Source organism: Leptospira weilii serovar Ranarum str. ICFT, from assembly GCF_000332415.1.
Taxonomy (GTDB): Bacteria; Spirochaetota; Leptospiria; order Leptospirales; family Leptospiraceae; genus Leptospira; species Leptospira weilii_A.
On sequence record NZ_AOHC02000025.1, the window covers coordinates 18,843 to 33,121 of the forward strand.

The 14,279-nt window shown below is 45.0% G+C and carries 16 protein-coding genes; all 16 read right to left on the reverse strand.

All coding sequences use genetic code 11. The annotated features are described in order from the left end of the window. Nucleotides 1-3 precede the first annotated feature (3 nt). Nucleotides 4-801: a hypothetical protein gene (locus tag LEP1GSC060_RS07575; RefSeq protein WP_003000357.1), complete on the reverse strand. Its 798-nt coding sequence runs from the start codon at nt 799-801 to the stop codon at nt 4-6. Continuing rightward, nucleotides 801-1,802: an efflux RND transporter periplasmic adaptor subunit gene (locus LEP1GSC060_RS07580; RefSeq protein WP_003000524.1), complete on the reverse strand. Its 1,002-nt coding sequence runs from the start codon at nt 1,800-1,802 to the stop codon at nt 801-803. The genes LEP1GSC060_RS07575 and LEP1GSC060_RS07580 overlap by 1 nt, the downstream gene beginning before the upstream one ends. A 10-nt stretch (nt 1,803-1,812) precedes the next feature. Continuing rightward, nucleotides 1,813-3,222, reverse strand: a complete 1,410-nt coding sequence (locus tag LEP1GSC060_RS07585) for a TolC family protein (RefSeq protein WP_003000527.1) — start codon at nt 3,220-3,222, stop codon at nt 1,813-1,815. 146 nt (nt 3,223-3,368) lie between these two features. Beyond that, entirely contained in the window at nt 3,369-3,746 is a 378-nt protein-coding gene (locus LEP1GSC060_RS07590; RefSeq protein WP_036095757.1) for a hypothetical protein, read from the reverse strand. Between the two features lie 100 nt (nt 3,747-3,846). Further along, nucleotides 3,847-4,323, reverse strand: coding sequence for a hypothetical protein (locus LEP1GSC060_RS07595; RefSeq protein WP_003000575.1), 477 nt, complete (start codon nt 4,321-4,323; stop codon nt 3,847-3,849). A 17-nt stretch (nt 4,324-4,340) separates the two neighbouring features. Next, a complete protein-coding gene (secA, locus tag LEP1GSC060_RS07600; protein ID WP_003000565.1) occupies nt 4,341-7,067 on the reverse strand; it encodes a preprotein translocase subunit SecA in 2,727 nt (908 codons plus the stop codon). Nucleotides 7,068-7,069: 2 nt separating this feature from the next. Next, nucleotides 7,070-7,204, reverse strand: a complete 135-nt coding sequence (locus LEP1GSC060_RS20735) for a hypothetical protein (protein WP_268914471.1) — start codon at nt 7,202-7,204, stop codon at nt 7,070-7,072. Then, nucleotides 7,201-7,950: a type 1 glutamine amidotransferase gene (locus tag LEP1GSC060_RS07605; protein ID WP_003000421.1), complete on the reverse strand. Its 750-nt coding sequence runs from the start codon at nt 7,948-7,950 to the stop codon at nt 7,201-7,203. Before LEP1GSC060_RS07605 ends, LEP1GSC060_RS20735 begins: the two co-directional genes overlap by 4 nt. Further along, complete coding sequence (locus LEP1GSC060_RS07610; protein ID WP_036095759.1) at nt 7,947-8,522, reverse strand: redoxin domain-containing protein; 576 nt, start codon at nt 8,520-8,522, stop codon at nt 7,947-7,949. Before LEP1GSC060_RS07610 ends, LEP1GSC060_RS07605 begins: the two co-directional genes overlap by 4 nt. Before the next feature lie 348 nt (nt 8,523-8,870). Then, complete coding sequence (gene lcpA, locus LEP1GSC060_RS07620; RefSeq protein ID WP_003000445.1) at nt 8,871-9,449, reverse strand: complement regulator-acquiring protein LcpA; 579 nt, start codon at nt 9,447-9,449, stop codon at nt 8,871-8,873. Further along, complete coding sequence (locus LEP1GSC060_RS07625) at nt 9,424-9,981, reverse strand: DUF4416 family protein (RefSeq protein WP_003000380.1); 558 nt, start codon at nt 9,979-9,981, stop codon at nt 9,424-9,426. The genes lcpA and LEP1GSC060_RS07625 overlap by 26 nt, the downstream gene beginning before the upstream one ends. Before the next feature lie 72 nt (nt 9,982-10,053). After that, a complete protein-coding gene (locus LEP1GSC060_RS07630) occupies nt 10,054-11,067 on the reverse strand; it encodes a YheT family hydrolase (RefSeq protein WP_003000439.1) in 1,014 nt (337 codons plus the stop codon). A gap of 23 nt (nt 11,068-11,090) precedes the next feature. Continuing rightward, complete coding sequence (locus tag LEP1GSC060_RS07635; protein WP_003000341.1) at nt 11,091-11,450, reverse strand: hypothetical protein; 360 nt, start codon at nt 11,448-11,450, stop codon at nt 11,091-11,093. 15 nt (nt 11,451-11,465) lie between these two features. Then, entirely contained in the window at nt 11,466-12,059 is a 594-nt protein-coding gene (locus LEP1GSC060_RS07640; protein ID WP_003000409.1) for an ATP-dependent Clp protease proteolytic subunit, read from the reverse strand. A 15-nt stretch (nt 12,060-12,074) separates the two neighbouring features. After that, nucleotides 12,075-12,533 carry a septum formation initiator family protein gene (locus LEP1GSC060_RS07645; RefSeq protein ID WP_003000433.1) on the reverse strand — a complete coding sequence of 153 codons (459 nt, stop codon included), beginning with the start codon at nt 12,531-12,533 and terminating at the stop codon, nt 12,075-12,077. A 147-nt stretch (nt 12,534-12,680) separates the two neighbouring features. Next, nucleotides 12,681-13,979, reverse strand: coding sequence for a phosphopyruvate hydratase (gene eno / locus LEP1GSC060_RS07650; protein WP_003000469.1), 1,299 nt, complete (start codon nt 13,977-13,979; stop codon nt 12,681-12,683). Between the last annotated feature and the right edge of the window lie 300 nt (nt 13,980-14,279).

Sequence of the window (14,279 nt, forward strand, 5' to 3'; positions counted from 1 at the left end):
AGTTTATCTCGTATCGAACAAGTAACCCAACTGTATCAGTAGCTGAGGATTTTTATAATCTCCTTTGCCAACTCCTGCGCCGACTTGAAGGAAAAAATTTCCGAGTAAAAAGTCGTACGTTAAACCGACGTATTGTTGATTCAAATGAACTTTCTGCCTGTCTCGGCTTTCGTGTTCTAGATAAAGCGCCAAGTCGGGACTCTGTTCGGTAACGTAAGAACGTATGAGTAAATCCTCATACGTCGGATCTCTGTGCCGGTATCCAGGAAACGAAGAACCGGACGGATACGAATTTTGACCGCCTCGACCGATTTCCGGTTGAAACGGATCTACTTCAAATCTTCCGAATACAAGAGAAACGCTATGTGCGATTACGGGGGTTTTCCAAAAACTATAACCGATATCGACCTGTCCCCCCCACCAATGCGGATTCCATTTCCCGCCGGAAACTCGGACAACCACGTCCTTGTAGTAATAACCTAGATTGAGATTGATACTTCCCGGAGATCCGATGCTCGCGCCGTAAACGAGAAAGTTTGTGGACTTAGGAAGAGGTTTTCCTTTGAGAATATCTTGGTTCTCCTCGTCTTTTCCAAATCGGGTTTTGCCTTCCGTATCCGGACTCCAGTCCGGCGCCTTTGTTTCTTCGTTCTTACCGTTTGTTTTGTCGGAATCCTGCGCGACTTGTTCGTCCTTTGCATTCGTACTTTTTTGATAGGAATCCTGAGCGAACGCGGCCGAAACATAAGAAAAACAGAATATACTAATCAGAGCGACTCTGATGAAACGATTCATTCTCATTAGAAACCGAAACTCAAGCCTTTCAAAAGAATCGAACCTTGAACGACCACTCTGTCGCCCTTAGTCAACCCTTCGATAACGTTTACACGATCCATTGAGGAAATACCCAACGTCACTTCGCGCCTGGTAAACTCATGCGGAGATTCTTCCACAAAAACGTAGTTCTGCCCTTCGACGGTAACGATCGAATTGAACGGAACCACAACCGTATCTCCCTCCGTATCTTCCGGAAATTTAACGTTCGCAAACATCCCCGGTTTCAATTTGTATCCGGTATTGTTGATGAGAATCCGAACCTTAACGGTTCTTGTCATCGGGTCTACGTTATCGCCTAACGCTTCCGCGGTGCCGCTCCATTCTTCGCTTGGAAAGGAAGAAAAACGAACCTTAACGCGTTTTCCTTTTTTCAATTTGGAAAGTTGGGATTCGGGAACGTCGCTGATAATCCAAGCGCTCTGCGCTCCCGATTTACCTAGAAACGCGGGATTGAGTCCCACGGCTCTGAGTTTACCTTCGTATTCCGCGAGTTCCGCTTCGTCGTTGTTCTGTTGTGTATCGGCTTCGACCAGGTCCTTTTCGGTCGCGACCCTGTGTTTGAACATATCCTTGATCCGCTCGTGATTTTTAACGGAGCGGTTTAGGCTGTTTCGAGAATGAACGTAACCGACATAGAGATCGTTGAGTTCCGCGGATTCAAAAAGAATGATTCTTTCCCCGCCGCTCACGGAAGGAGAAGTCGAGGCGATCAATCTCGCCGGAGCGTCCACGTTGATGAACTCTCCGTCCTTTCCGATCTCTTTGATTTTGATGATCTCAAGACCGGGACTGTTCTCTTTGAACTCGATTTTTTCTCCGTTGTCGGAAATGATCGGTTTGCTTGGAGGAAGTTTCGTTTTTTTATCGCCTCGGTTGGATAGGCTTAAAATCGCGAAGGAAACGATGGCGATGATTGCGGCCGATCCCGTGATCAAAATGGTTTTTTTACTAAAATGTATCTTCATGTCAATATCCTCACTTATCTTCCGTCGTTGGTGCGGAGAGTTTCGGAATGAGAACTCCCTGCCCCACGGAAAAATTAACTCCTTCGATTGCGTCCATCCGATCGGTCTGTAGTTTTAGCATTTCCACAACGCTGGAACGATAGGTTTCAAAAAAATCCGTAAATTCCAAAATCGTAATATAACGTTTTTCGTAACTGAGAATCATATCCTTGGAAAGATCGGTGTATTCTTTCGTATACGTATTTCTGAATTTTTTATAGAGTTCGTCTTTGATCTTAGCGGTTTGGATGGAAACCGCCACCTCGTTTTCGACTTCCAAAAGAGTGTTTTTCAACTCCTGCTTTTTGGACAGAATCGCTTTTTCGGACGCTTTGATGTTTCCCTGATTTCTATCAAAGATAGGAATGTTCAACTGAGCGGTGATCCCCCAATAGTTCTGGAAGGCCGTTCCCCCTCTGTTGTACATCGGACCGAAGGCGAGATCCGGAATCGCGTTCGCGTGTTGCAATTCCAAGTTCGCTTCCTCAAAACGAAGGGCTTGGATCGCTTTTTTGAGATCCGGTCTTTTATTACGAGCCAGTTCCAGCAAGTCGTCTCGTTTTAATCTTCCCGGTTCGAGAAGATCCAGTTGAGTTTCTACGAGCATCGGAACGATTTTTATATCCGAACTTCGAAAGGAATCGTCGTTTAACAAAACTCGGAGGTCCGCTTCTCTTTCCAAAATTCGAATATTCAATTCTTCTCTTTCTTTTTTAAGAAAGAAATACAATGCCTTCAAACGAAGCACTTCGGCTTGCAAAATCGCCCTTCGTTTGTATCCCATTTCCGCCGATGTAACGGTTCGGCCTAACGCTTCCAAACTCTGATCGTAAAAAGAGATCGCTTGTCTGTAGTAGTAAATCGCATAGAATAATTTTCTAAGTTTACTTACGAGTTCCCGAGCGAGATCGTAAAACTCCTGCTCTCCCATTCTCGCGTTCAGTTCGGCCACTCGAACTCTTTTACCGATTTTTCCGCCTAACAAGAAAAGCTGCTGGATCTGAACCACGGTTTGTCCCGAACGAGAAAAGTCGAAGTAACGTTGAGTCGGTTCCGCAAAAATACTCTGGTCGATAAAAATGTTCGGATTGGCGTAGAGTCCCGCTTGTTCGATCCCCGCCTTGCGCGCATCGATGTTAAAACGAGACGCGAGCAAGAGTAAATTGTTTCTCCAGAGTTTCTCTTCCGCAGTCTTGAGATCCAAAGTTCTCTCTATATCCGGAGAAACTTCGGGAACCTCGCGTAGAATCGGATTTGTCGATTGTGTCGGGGATTCCGGGATACCGAGTCCGGGAACCTGATACGAAGAGGAATCTTTGGATTCCTCCGACAAGATCGGATGAATCCAAAGAAGAAGTAATAGCGTGAAAATCTTTCTCATAAGTTTTCCAAGTTTGTATGTTTGCGTATCAAAATGTAAGATTCTCCGGGATCGTTTTCTTTGTCTTTCGCTTCGGATTAGTGCTTTGCACCAAAACGACAAAATCTAAACCTAAGCGTTTCAAAAGCCGAGTTTAGAAAGATGTATCAAACGATCGGTGGAGGTAAGTTTAAGAGCAGTGAAGATAATAAATAGCTGAAGTGTGTTTTAGGTGCATTGAACTTTCCGAAAAAGAAATGATTTTCCGTTTTAGAAAGTTCGAAAAAACCGGAGAATACGAGATCTAAAAAATCGTAACGTCCTCTTGGACAAACGGCGAGATCTCTGGTTTCGATGCCGGATTGAATTTCGGAACGCGTTTTAGAATGTGATTGACTGTGAATCCTTTTCGCAAAAGCGGAGTGAACTTCATCACCTCGAAGGTCTAAAAATGCGAGATCAAAGGTTCCATCTTCCTCACACGGTAATACGACCACCGCCGTCAGAACCAGAATCAGCAATCGATGGATCCAATGGACCTTCATTCAATCCACGATTCTAAGGCAGGATAAGGCTTACAAATGTTTTTCGTTTTTTAATGCTTAAAAAAACGGCATCCATACTATTTTTTGGGTTTTCATTCGATCAAGGAGCCACGTGCTCCACGCGAACCACCGTTCCATTTCGCATTAAAACACGGATTTCCAAATCCGGTTTTGCACCCGGTTTGTGTCTGCTGATCGGTCTCGTATAAATAAACGCCTCGATGCTATTGGTTCTAAACTGAATTTGATCCGGATTTCCTAAGAACTCTTTCACAAAGATCCTATTTTGTCCCTGCAATGTATCCTTGATCTCGGACCGAAGCCTAAGGCTCTTTTCGATCTCCGGATCCAGAAGGGCCGGTTGTGGTTCCGAGATCGTTCGGTTCTCTTCCGTTTGCGTTTGAGAATTCGTTTCCGTTTTGTCGGAACCGAGCATTTGTTTGAGAACCAACTTTTCGCATTTTTCCCGATCGCCGAAGGTTTCCATACAATCGGAGTAGATCTGTTTTGCGGAACCTTTGGGCGGCGGAGTTGTAACACAGGAAACGAGAATTCCCGATCCGCAAACGAGAACCAATTTGAAAAGACAAAACCTCAGTGTTTCCGTCTCCGACTCGTTTTTCTTTCCGTCCCACCGCCGGAACTGGTCGTAACCGTTACGGCCGATCCGTTGGAACGAGATCGATTGGAAGTTCCGCCAGTAAGTTCTTGAAATCCTCCGGTCACTTCCCGACCCACTTTTTTATATTCCCGTTTTTCTTCGGGTGGTTTGGAATTTTCCGATACTTCCACGCGAAATAGAAAGTTTACGACTTCGTTTTTTAGGTTCTCGATCGCAACGTCGAACATTCTAAAACCTTGAAGTTTGTATTCCACGAGAGGGTTTCTTTCGCTGTAACCTACGGTCCAGATTCCTTCTCTCAGATGATCCATGGAATAGAGATGTTCCTTCCAACGATGATCTAAGATATCTAGGAAAATATTTCTTTCGAGAAGTTTCCAAATATCCTTACCGATACTTGTCGCTCTGCCTTCGTATCTTTGTTTTGCGGCCGCATGGATCGTATCAAACAGGGCCAATTGCGGATTTTTTGTTTTCTTAAAATCTTCTTCTTTAATTTTAACGCCTAGGTCTAAAGTTTCCAACCATTCGTTGAGAGCTTCCAAATTCCAAGCGGAAGGATTGTTTCCTTCGCAGAAGGAAACGATTTGATTTTCCACGGCCTCTTCGATAAAACCGCCGATCAGAGGAGCAATATCCTCGTTTTCAAGGACCTCGTTTCTCATTTTGTAGATTACGATTCTTTGACGGTTCATCACGTCGTCGTATTCCAGAAGGTGTTTCCGGATATCGAAGTTATGACCTTCCACCCTTTTCTGCGCTCTGGCGATCGCGTTACTCACCATCTTACTTTCGATCTCTTGACCTTCGGGCATGTTGGCCCATTTCATGAGACCCGAAATCCGATCCGAACCGAAGATCCGCATCAGATCGTCTTGAAGAGATAAATAAAAACGGCTGGAACCCGGATCTCCCTGACGACCCGAACGGCCCCGAAGCTGGTTGTCGATCCGTCTCGCTTCGTGCCTTTCCGTTCCAAGAATATGAAGACCACCGGCAGCGATCACGTCTTCGTGATTCTTTTTCCAAATTTTTATGGACTGAAGAATTTCATTCGCCCTTTTTTGTTTCGCTCCGGAATCCATTTTCTGAGCCACGGATTCCGCGTTTTCCAATTCTTGTTTTAAAATCGATTTCTTAAACTCCCTGATAAGATCGTCTTCGTCTTTCCAGGTTTCCAAGTTCTCTTTATAAGGTTGCGCACCGCCGAGAACGATATCGGTTCCCCTTCCCGCCATGTTGGTCGCGATCGTGACCGCACCCGGTTTCCCTGCGTTAGCGACAATCTCCGCTTCTTTTTCGTGGAACTTAGCGTTCAAGACGCTATGTTGGATCCCCGCGGAGGCGAGCATCTTAGAAAGAACTTCGGATTTTTCGATGGAGATCGTTCCTACGAGAACCGGTTGTTTTTTGGATTGGAGATCCCGAATTTCGGCGAGGATCGCGTCGAACTTTTCCTTTTCGGTCCTGTAAACGCGGTCCGGAAAATCTTTTCTCTGAACCGTCACGTTTGGCGGAATTACGATGACGTCTAGATTGTAGATTTTCTTAAATTCCTCCGCCTCTGTGTCCGCGGTTCCGGTCATACCCGCAAGTTTATCGTACATTCTGAAATAATTTTGGAAAGTGATGGAAGCGAGGGTCTGAGATTCTTTCGCGATCGTCACACTTTCCTTGGCTTCAAGAGCTTGGTGAAGTCCGTCCGAATATCTTCTACCTTCCATCGGACGACCCGTAAATTCGTCGATGATCACAACTTCGCCGTTTCGAACGATGTAATCCACATCCTGCTGAAATATTTTATGCGCCTTCAGAGCTTGGTGAACGTGATGCACCAGATCCACGTTTTCGGGGGCGTAGAGGTTATCAATCCCCAGGATCTCTTCCACGTGAGAAACTCCTCTTTCGGAAAGAAGCACGTTACGCGCCTTTTCGTCCACCTCGAAGTCTTCCGTTGCGATCAATTTGGGAATGATCTTATTGATACGAACGTATTTGTCGGTCGCCTCGTCCGAAGAACCGGAAATGATCAGAGGGGTTCTCGCTTCGTCGATCAAAATCGAATCCACCTCGTCCACGATCGCAAAAAAATGCGACCTCTGAACCTTATGATCCCTGTGAGAAACCATGTTGTCTCTCAGATAATCAAAACCGAATTCATTGTTGGTTCCGTACGTGATGTCCGCCCCATAAGCGGCCTTTCTTTGTTCGTGATCCATATCGTGTTGAATCACTCCTACGGAAATTCCGAGAAAGTCGTAGATCGGCCTCATCCAGTTCGCGTCCCGTTTTGCGAGATAATCGTTTACGGTAACGACGTGAACTCCCTTTCCCGCAAGTGCGTTCAGATAAACGGCGAGAGTCGAAGTCAGGGTTTTTCCTTCTCCGGTTTTCATCTCCGCGATATTACCGCCGTGGAGGGCGATCCCTCCCATCATCTGAACGTCGAAGTGCCTCATTCCCATCGTACGAAGGGAAACCTCTCTCACAGTGGCAAACGCTTCGGGAAGAATGGAGTCCAAGGATTCTCCCTGAACGATCCTCTCTCGAAATCCAACCGTTTGAGAAGAAAGCTGGGAATCGTTCATCCCTTTCATTCTTTCTTCCAAAGAATTGATCTGTACGACGATTGGGATGAGTTTTTTTAAGTCTCGTTCGAATTTACTTCCGAGAATCACCCGGAGAATGTTTTGAATCATATTCATTTTTCCGTATATTCTATCATTTGAATCATTTCTTTTAAGATCATCAAGTCGAAATTCCATTCATGTCCGAGGTTCGAAAAGGTCGTATTTCCGAACCTTCGCGGCTCCCGAACTTCGACAAGTTCCATCATTTGTTTCCGGCCTCGGCGTTTTGCGGAGTGAGAACGGACCGATAGGTTGCAGAGCCCGGTGTAAGATCGAGAATTTTTCCGAAAATTCTACGTCCAACGTTCTCCATTTGAGACCTCAAAACCTCCGTTTCCGGTCCGGGAATCCAACCGGCGGAACGGATAAAATCCGAGTGTATCGTCCGCCAGACCTTGAGCATCGGAGCCGTAACTTCCAGATGACACTGAATTCCGAAAAGTCGATCCTGAAAGGAAAACATTTGATTGGGATACATCTCGCTCGTCAAAAGATGTTCGGCTCCTTGTGGGATCGAAAACACGTCTTCGTGCAGATGAAACGCGGGAAAGGAAGCCGCTCCGTCGAATGGGAAATGAAAAGGTTCCCGAACCTGAACGTCGTAAAAACCTACCTCGGGGCCTTTCTCGCCTCGTTTGACTTCCCCGCCAAGCGCCTTGGAAATGATTTGCGAACCAAGACAAACTCCGATCACCTTACGATTGGGCATCGATGCCGCATAACGCACCAAGTTGAGCCAAGGTTCGAAAAAACGAGAAAGTGTAGGATCTTCGACGGACTGGGGTCCGCCCAAAAGAACGATCAGATCAAAAACCAAATGTGCATCCGGTAGCGGTTGCACTTTCGGATCGTACGCGTTGTGATAGGTGATTCTATAATTTCTTTCCTTTAAGGAATCGAGTAAAATTCCGGGCCCTTCACAATCCTTAAATCGAACGATCAAACTTCTCATGAAGATCCGGCCATCCTTTTGAAAAAAAGAACCTTCTGATCCACGCTCAACCTTTGCGGATTGGACTCCTCGCTGATCGGTCCGATAAAATTATAATAGAGCAACAAAGGTTTCGTTTTAAAAAGAAGCGTCTCGGGAGTCCCCGTGACGATAGAATCCGTTCTACTCACTCGAAACGGTTTTTTCATCAGAAGTGTAGGAACTTGAATTCCGTATTTCCGAATTTCCTCTTTTACCAAGGGAACCGCCTTGGTCAATAACTCGTCTTCCGACATCGTTTCCGGTTCGTCAAAGAAAAGCGCCGGATCCACCGCCATATAGAATTGAATCTTCGGGTCTTTTTGCAATTCCTGATAGAGATAGTTGAGCGCCGGAATTTCTTTGATACAAGGAATACAATTCGGTCCGTATACGTTTAAAACCAACCGAGACGCAGACATCTCGGAAAGTCGAACCGGCTTTCCGTCCAGGGTCATTCCTTGAAATTCCTGAATTCCCAGATTGGGTTGTTCCGACAACGCACAATGGATTTCCAGTAGGCTTACAATGAGGCAAAGAAAAATTCGGTTCATTCAAGTTACACACAGCTTCCGGTAGTAGAAAGAGGAAAAATAATACGGAAATGGGGTTCCGAATTCATGGATAATACCAAAAGAAAGCCTGACAGATGGAAATTCAAGGAATAAAAACGAAAGGGCCTTTCCGCCGAATCGAGACCTTTTACTGAAAATCGGATGGGAACGGTCCCGATCAAAAACCAGGCACACAACATAAAAATAAATCGGTCGGAACTACGACAATCCTCGTGAAAAGATCGTTCCCACAACACGATCCGTAAATGAGTATGATTCTTGGACGTAAGACAGTTCGAAGTGTGATTCTTGATTCTACGGAGTCAAGATGACCGGTTCCGTTTTGCTTTATTTTTCCGGAGGAAGTACAGTGTAACTCAGATTGATTTTTGTTTTTTCTCCGCCTTCAAAAAGAGAGGAGTTAAATTTGAATTCCACTTCCGCCGGAAAAATCGAGTTCGTATAAGGAAACGAACCGAGGCGATTTTCTTTTTTCAGTTTGTCCTTGATGATCGAACCCAGATATTGAAACGAACCCACCCAATCCTCTCCCATTTCAAAACCTTCCATCCTTTCTACGGTTCCGGAAAAACTCATCGTCGCATAATAAGAATCCCGGATCGCTCTGGACTCGGAAGGAGTTAATTTTCGATTGAATCGAATTAGGAAACCCGGAGTTTCCCGAGCGTGAAAGTAGAGATAGTTTGCGAACTTTTCCCAGGTATCGGGTTTTCTGTGGTTCGGAATTTCCACTTTGTAGTGATGATTTTTTTCGACGGGTTCTAGACATTCTCCGGCTCGATTGAAATGATCGCAAAGAGTAATCGTCTCGATTTCGAGCCGGGTCTGCGCGCAGGTTCCGAATAAGGATAAGCAGATTCCGGAAACGCAGAAAAGTAGTTTAGGTTTTATGAATGTTTTGAACATAGGATTCTCTCAGACTTGTAAAAAAATAAACCGCTTCGGGAGTTTTAAAAAACGGAGGAGCCGTTTCCCGAAAGACCATCTTTTGTTTTTGATAGTTATAAACCGTTTCGGCATAAACGCCGTTAAAAAGATAAATCCTGTGAAAGTCGTCTCGGACGCTCGAAATTATCACGGAGTGATTGCAAAGATATCCCGGAAAAATACGAACCCCGTCGTCCTTTTCGATTGCGAAGTTTTGGATCGAAAGACATTCTTTCTGGATGGAAGGAAGTTCTTCCCTATGAATTCTTCTTTTAAAGGAAAGAATTTTCGTATTTCTTCCCGGAAATCGATTCCAGAGATCCGCGTCCGGATCCTTCCAAGTAGGCATAAAATTACTTTCATACAAGGTCGCTGAGAACTTTTTTTCGGTTTTGGTTTTGATGGAATAAAACATTTCTGCGTCTTCGAAGGCGACTACGATAAAAAAGGAAGCGCCGGTAGGTTTGGTAAGTTTTTCTTTTTCGGGAGGTTTTTTTTTGGGGGAATTCATCGGATGAAAAGATCGCTTATTTACTCTGGATCGTCACGATCGTTTTTCCCCCCATATATGGGGGATAAAAAATCAGTTTCCAGGGTTTCGTTTCGAATCGAAATAATCCAGAATTATTTTATTCAACCATCTTCCGTCCGGAATTTCAGGAGTTGGGTCCGTTAAAAATCCGACATGCCCTCCTTTGGGACTGAGAATCGTACGAATATGAGGAAGTTTGTTCCATTCTATTTTTTCCCAATCAAAAGGAGGAACCACCGGATCGTCTTCGGAATGAATTACGATTCCGGGATGACGGATATCGGGAATGTATCGAATGCTCGAACAATCTTGATAGTACTGAGTCGCGTCCTTGTAACCGAAAAAAGGAGCCGTGACACGGTCGTCGAACTCAAAAAAAGTCTTGGTTTGAAACGCGTTCTTTTCCAGTGGAGGCGGAAGTTGTATGATTTTGTTTTTGATCTTTTTGCGAAATCCGGATAGGAACCGATCTCTGTAAAATTTTCCTTCGCTCGAATCGATATGCTCGCAACCTTTAAACAGATCCAAGGGAGGGTTTGTGGAAGAAAAGGCTTCCACTTTGTGATTTCTTCCTTCTCCGAAATATTTTAAAACCAAACTCGCCGAAAGGGAAAATCCGGAGAGAAAAATTCTGTGGGAAAGTTTTTTCCAAACGAAGTCGATCACGTCTTGAACGTCCTTCGTCTGACCGATGTTATACGTTCCTTTCGAAAATCCCTGACCTCGACCGCAGTTTCTGAGATTCATCCGAATACATCCGTATCCTCGAAGAAGTGCGTTCTGCGCCAGTGTAACAAGATACGAGCTGTCCGAAGTTCCTTCCATACCGTGAATCATCACGATATAAATTCCGTTCCAGACCGGAGCGGAAGACGAATATAAGGAAAGAGGCGGATTGTGTTCCAACCAAAGAGCGTCCCCCGATCCGTCGGAAAGTTGCAGAAGAACGTCTTCGAAGTAATACGAACTTCTGAGACGATTTTCGGGAGGAAATAGCGTATTATAAACGGTCTGAAGGTGTTTGCCCTGAAAGAATCGTTTCGGTTTGAAGGGTTCTGAACTCATGCGAAGTACGCCTAACGTGAATATTAGAGTTCTTTAAAGAATCCGTCCCAGTCTTCCAGTTGTTCTTTGTTCAAGTGAGGGGATTTTTTTGCGAACTTATGGAGCCTTCTTAAAAAATCCACACCTCGTTTTACGATCGCCGGGTCGTCCGGGTGCATATCGGAAAGATAAAAATTTACAAACTCGTCGAGTTCAAAAGAACCGATGTCCTTCAAAAGAACTTCTTCCCGGGTTTCTTCGTCTTCTCCTTCCAAAAAAAGAAGAGAAGAGAACTCCAGGAAAAGTTCGCTTAAGTTTTGATCCTCTTGCGGATTTCTACCTTTTTGTCCCGAAGAGACTAAAAATTCTTTTAAGAATTCTTCTAAGGAAACCGTCTTAGACAAGAAAGTCGTCCCCGATCAGTTAACGTCGATTTTTGAAGCGAGTTTGTCTACGATTCCGTACTTCAACGCCTCTTCCGCGTCCATGTAATAGTCGCGATCCGTGTCCTCTTCCAATTTGGAAACCGGATGTCCGCAGGCGTCCGCGAGAATTTGATTTAACTTTGCTTTTGTTTTGAGAATTTCTTCCGCATGAATTTTCAGATCCGTTGCGGGCGCGACGATTTGTCCGCCGATGCTCGGTTGGTGAATCATCACCTTTCCGTTCGGCCAAATGGAACGTTCTCCTTTTTTACCGGCTGCGAGAAGGACCGAACCCATGGACGCCGCCATTCCCATACAAACCGTATGGACCGGAGATGAAATCATCTTGATCGTATCAAAAACGGTCATACCCGAAGTTACGACACCGCCGGGACTATTGATAAAAAACGTAATCGGTTTTCCCGGATCTTTCATTTCCAGGTAGAGGAGTTTTCCGACCAAGTCCTTGGAAGATTCGTCGGTGACCGGACCCCAGAGAAAAATCTTTCTGTGGTCGAGGAAATTTTTGGAAATTTTACTTCCTGTGAGTTCTTCGAATACTTCCGCGATTTTTTCTGTTTCTGGCATTCCTGAACCTTTCCTTTATTCGTTGTTCAGGTCCAGTTTCTTCTTCCTCATTTTTATGAAAACTCCAATACAAATAAAACTAGAGAAGATTGTGTAGAAAATCCGAATAAAATGGATGGGTGGAACCGGAAATTGTTTTCCCGGACGAAACGCATTCAATCTGGATGCAAGAACCGGTTTGACTTCGGATGTATTTTCGGTTTCTCTAAATTTAACGATATGAGCGTTTTCACTCAAAAGGTAAAATCTCCTCGCCTCCCTTTCCAGAGCTGCTTGGTCGTTCTTTAGGATTTTTTGTTTCTCTTCCAACTGTCTGTTTTCATAGGAAAGTCTTTCCACATCCAACTGTAAGGACGCGAGCGATTCTTCCAGTTGGGAACGTACAACGATCCCGGATTCTCCCAGGACTACAAAATAAAAGAGTCCCGCGAGAAAACAAGAGAACCAAAAGACTTTAGTCGAAAGAGAAATCATAAATTGATGGCGTTTCTTAAATTCCTTTTTTGTTTTTTGAATCTTTAGAATTTCAAATCACTCTAACTTTAAATAGGATTCTACGCGAAATTTCCGACACGATGCGCTCGTTAGAAAACGCATCGTTTTTCTTTGCAAAAAGAATTCTTATAAATTATAAAAAGTTTCCCTGCCTTTGTAGATCGCGGACTTTCCGAGTTCTTCTTCGATTCTGAGAAGTTCGTTGTACTTCGCGATCCGATCCGTTCTGGAAAGAGATCCCGTTTTGATCTGGCCCGCGTTAGTCGCAACCGCGATGTGAGAGATCGTAACGTCTTCGGTTTCCCCGCTTCTATGACTTACAACGTTCGTGTATTTCGCTTTTTTTGCCATTTCGATCGAAGCTAAAGTTTCCGAAAGAGAGCCGATTTGATTTACTTTGATCAAAATCGAATTTCCCACTCCGGAAGAGATTCCTTTGGAGAGTTTCTCGATGTTCGTCACAAAAAGATCGTCTCCCACGAGCTGAACTTTCTTTCCTAATTTTTCGGAAAGAAGTTTCCAACCGTCCCAGTCGTTTTCATCCAGCCCGTCCTCAATCGTGATGATCGGATACTTGGAAACCAAGTTCGCATAATAATCCACGAGTTCCGCGCTTGAGAATTCCTTATTATTTTCGGCACCGAGTACGTATTTCTTTTTGCTTTTGTCATAAAACTCGGAAGAAGCGGCGTCCAAACCCAATAAAACGTCTTTTTCGGGTTTATAACCCGCCTTTTCGATCGCTTCGAGGATAACTTCGATCGCTTCCACGTTGCTCGTAAGGTCCGGGGCAAAACCGCCTTCGTCTCCGACCGCCGTGTTCAATTTTTTTCCTTTGAGGACGGATTTCAAAGAATGGAATACTTCCGCTCCCATTCGAAGCCCCTCGCGGAAATTTTTCGCTCCGACCGGAAGAATCATAAATTCTTGAAAGTCCACGTTGTTGTCCGCGTGCGCCCCGCCGTTGATGATGTTCATCATCGGAACCGGAAGTTCTCGGGCGAAGTTTCCGCCGATATAACGGTAAAGAGGAAGTTTAGAATGAGCAGCAGCAGCCTTTGCCACCGCGAGTGACGTTCCGAGGATTGCGTTGGCCCCGAGTTTGCCTTTGTTCTTCGTACCGTCCGCGTCAAGCATCCGTTGATCGATTCTGTTTTGATCCAGCCCGTCTTCCCCTTGGAGCGCCTCTTGGATTTTTACGTTTACGTGTTCGACCGCTTTGAGAACGCCTTTTCCTAAGTAACGATGTTTGTCACCGTCTCTGAGTTCCACGGCCTCGTATTCTCCGGTCGATGCGCCGGAAGGAACGGCGGCCCTGCCAAAGGAACCGTCGACGAGGGTTACGTCCACTTCTACGGTCGGATTTCCACGGGAGTCGATGATTTCCCGAGCCTGTATTTTTTGAATTTGAGAGTTATGAGACATTTTACTTCCTAAGATTCTCTAGGTTTGATACGTGGATTATGAAACGGCCCGTATCCAAGAAATCAAGCGGGAAACGAAAAATGAATTCCCTGGCCCACCGATTCCCGATCGGAAACATTGAATTTCTAAAATCTAGGAACTCCTAGTCCGCTTGTTCGAATCGCGGAAGTTCCCGCACTTCAAAGGACGAGCGCTTAGGATTCGTAAGTTAACTGTTAGTTGTGGGAGGAGCGTAAACTCGAGCCTATTCCGAAAATCTAGGAACTCCTAGTTTTAGTCGCCGCTCGAAAACGCCGTCGA

Excerpts from the sequence above, each read along its gene's own strand:
- LEP1GSC060_RS07580 (WP_003000524.1), bottom strand. The coding sequence starts at position 1,802 with ATGAAGATACATTTTAGTAAAAAAACCATTTTGATCACGGGATCGGCC.
- eno (WP_003000469.1), bottom strand. The coding sequence starts at position 13,979 with ATGTCTCATAACTCTCAAATTCAAAAAATACAGGCTCGGGAAATCATC.
- LEP1GSC060_RS20735 (WP_268914471.1), bottom strand. The coding sequence starts at position 7,204 with ATGATGGAACTTGTCGAAGTTCGGGAGCCGCGAAGGTTCGGAAATACG.
- LEP1GSC060_RS07640 (WP_003000409.1), bottom strand. The coding sequence starts at position 12,059 with ATGCCAGAAACAGAAAAAATCGCGGAAGTATTCGAAGAACTCACAGGA.
- LEP1GSC060_RS07585 (WP_003000527.1), bottom strand. The coding sequence starts at position 3,222 with ATGAGAAAGATTTTCACGCTATTACTTCTTCTTTGGATTCATCCGATC.
- LEP1GSC060_RS07590 (WP_036095757.1), bottom strand. The coding sequence starts at position 3,746 with ATGAAGGTCCATTGGATCCATCGATTGCTGATTCTGGTTCTGACGGCG.
- LEP1GSC060_RS07605 (WP_003000421.1), bottom strand. The coding sequence starts at position 7,950 with ATGAGAAGTTTGATCGTTCGATTTAAGGATTGTGAAGGGCCCGGAATT.
- LEP1GSC060_RS07625 (WP_003000380.1), bottom strand. The coding sequence starts at position 9,981 with ATGAATTCCCCCAAAAAAAAACCTCCCGAAAAAGAAAAACTTACCAAA.
- LEP1GSC060_RS07575 (WP_003000357.1), bottom strand. The coding sequence starts at position 801 with ATGAGAATGAATCGTTTCATCAGAGTCGCTCTGATTAGTATATTCTGT.
- LEP1GSC060_RS07645 (WP_003000433.1), bottom strand. The coding sequence starts at position 12,533 with ATGATTTCTCTTTCGACTAAAGTCTTTTGGTTCTCTTGTTTTCTCGCG.
- lcpA (WP_003000445.1), bottom strand. The coding sequence starts at position 9,449 with ATGTTCAAAACATTCATAAAACCTAAACTACTTTTCTGCGTTTCCGGA.
- secA (WP_003000565.1), bottom strand. The coding sequence starts at position 7,067 with ATGATTCAAAACATTCTCCGGGTGATTCTCGGAAGTAAATTCGAACGA.
- LEP1GSC060_RS07610 (WP_036095759.1), bottom strand. The coding sequence starts at position 8,522 with ATGAACCGAATTTTTCTTTGCCTCATTGTAAGCCTACTGGAAATCCAT.
- LEP1GSC060_RS07630 (WP_003000439.1), bottom strand. The coding sequence starts at position 11,067 with ATGAGTTCAGAACCCTTCAAACCGAAACGATTCTTTCAGGGCAAACAC.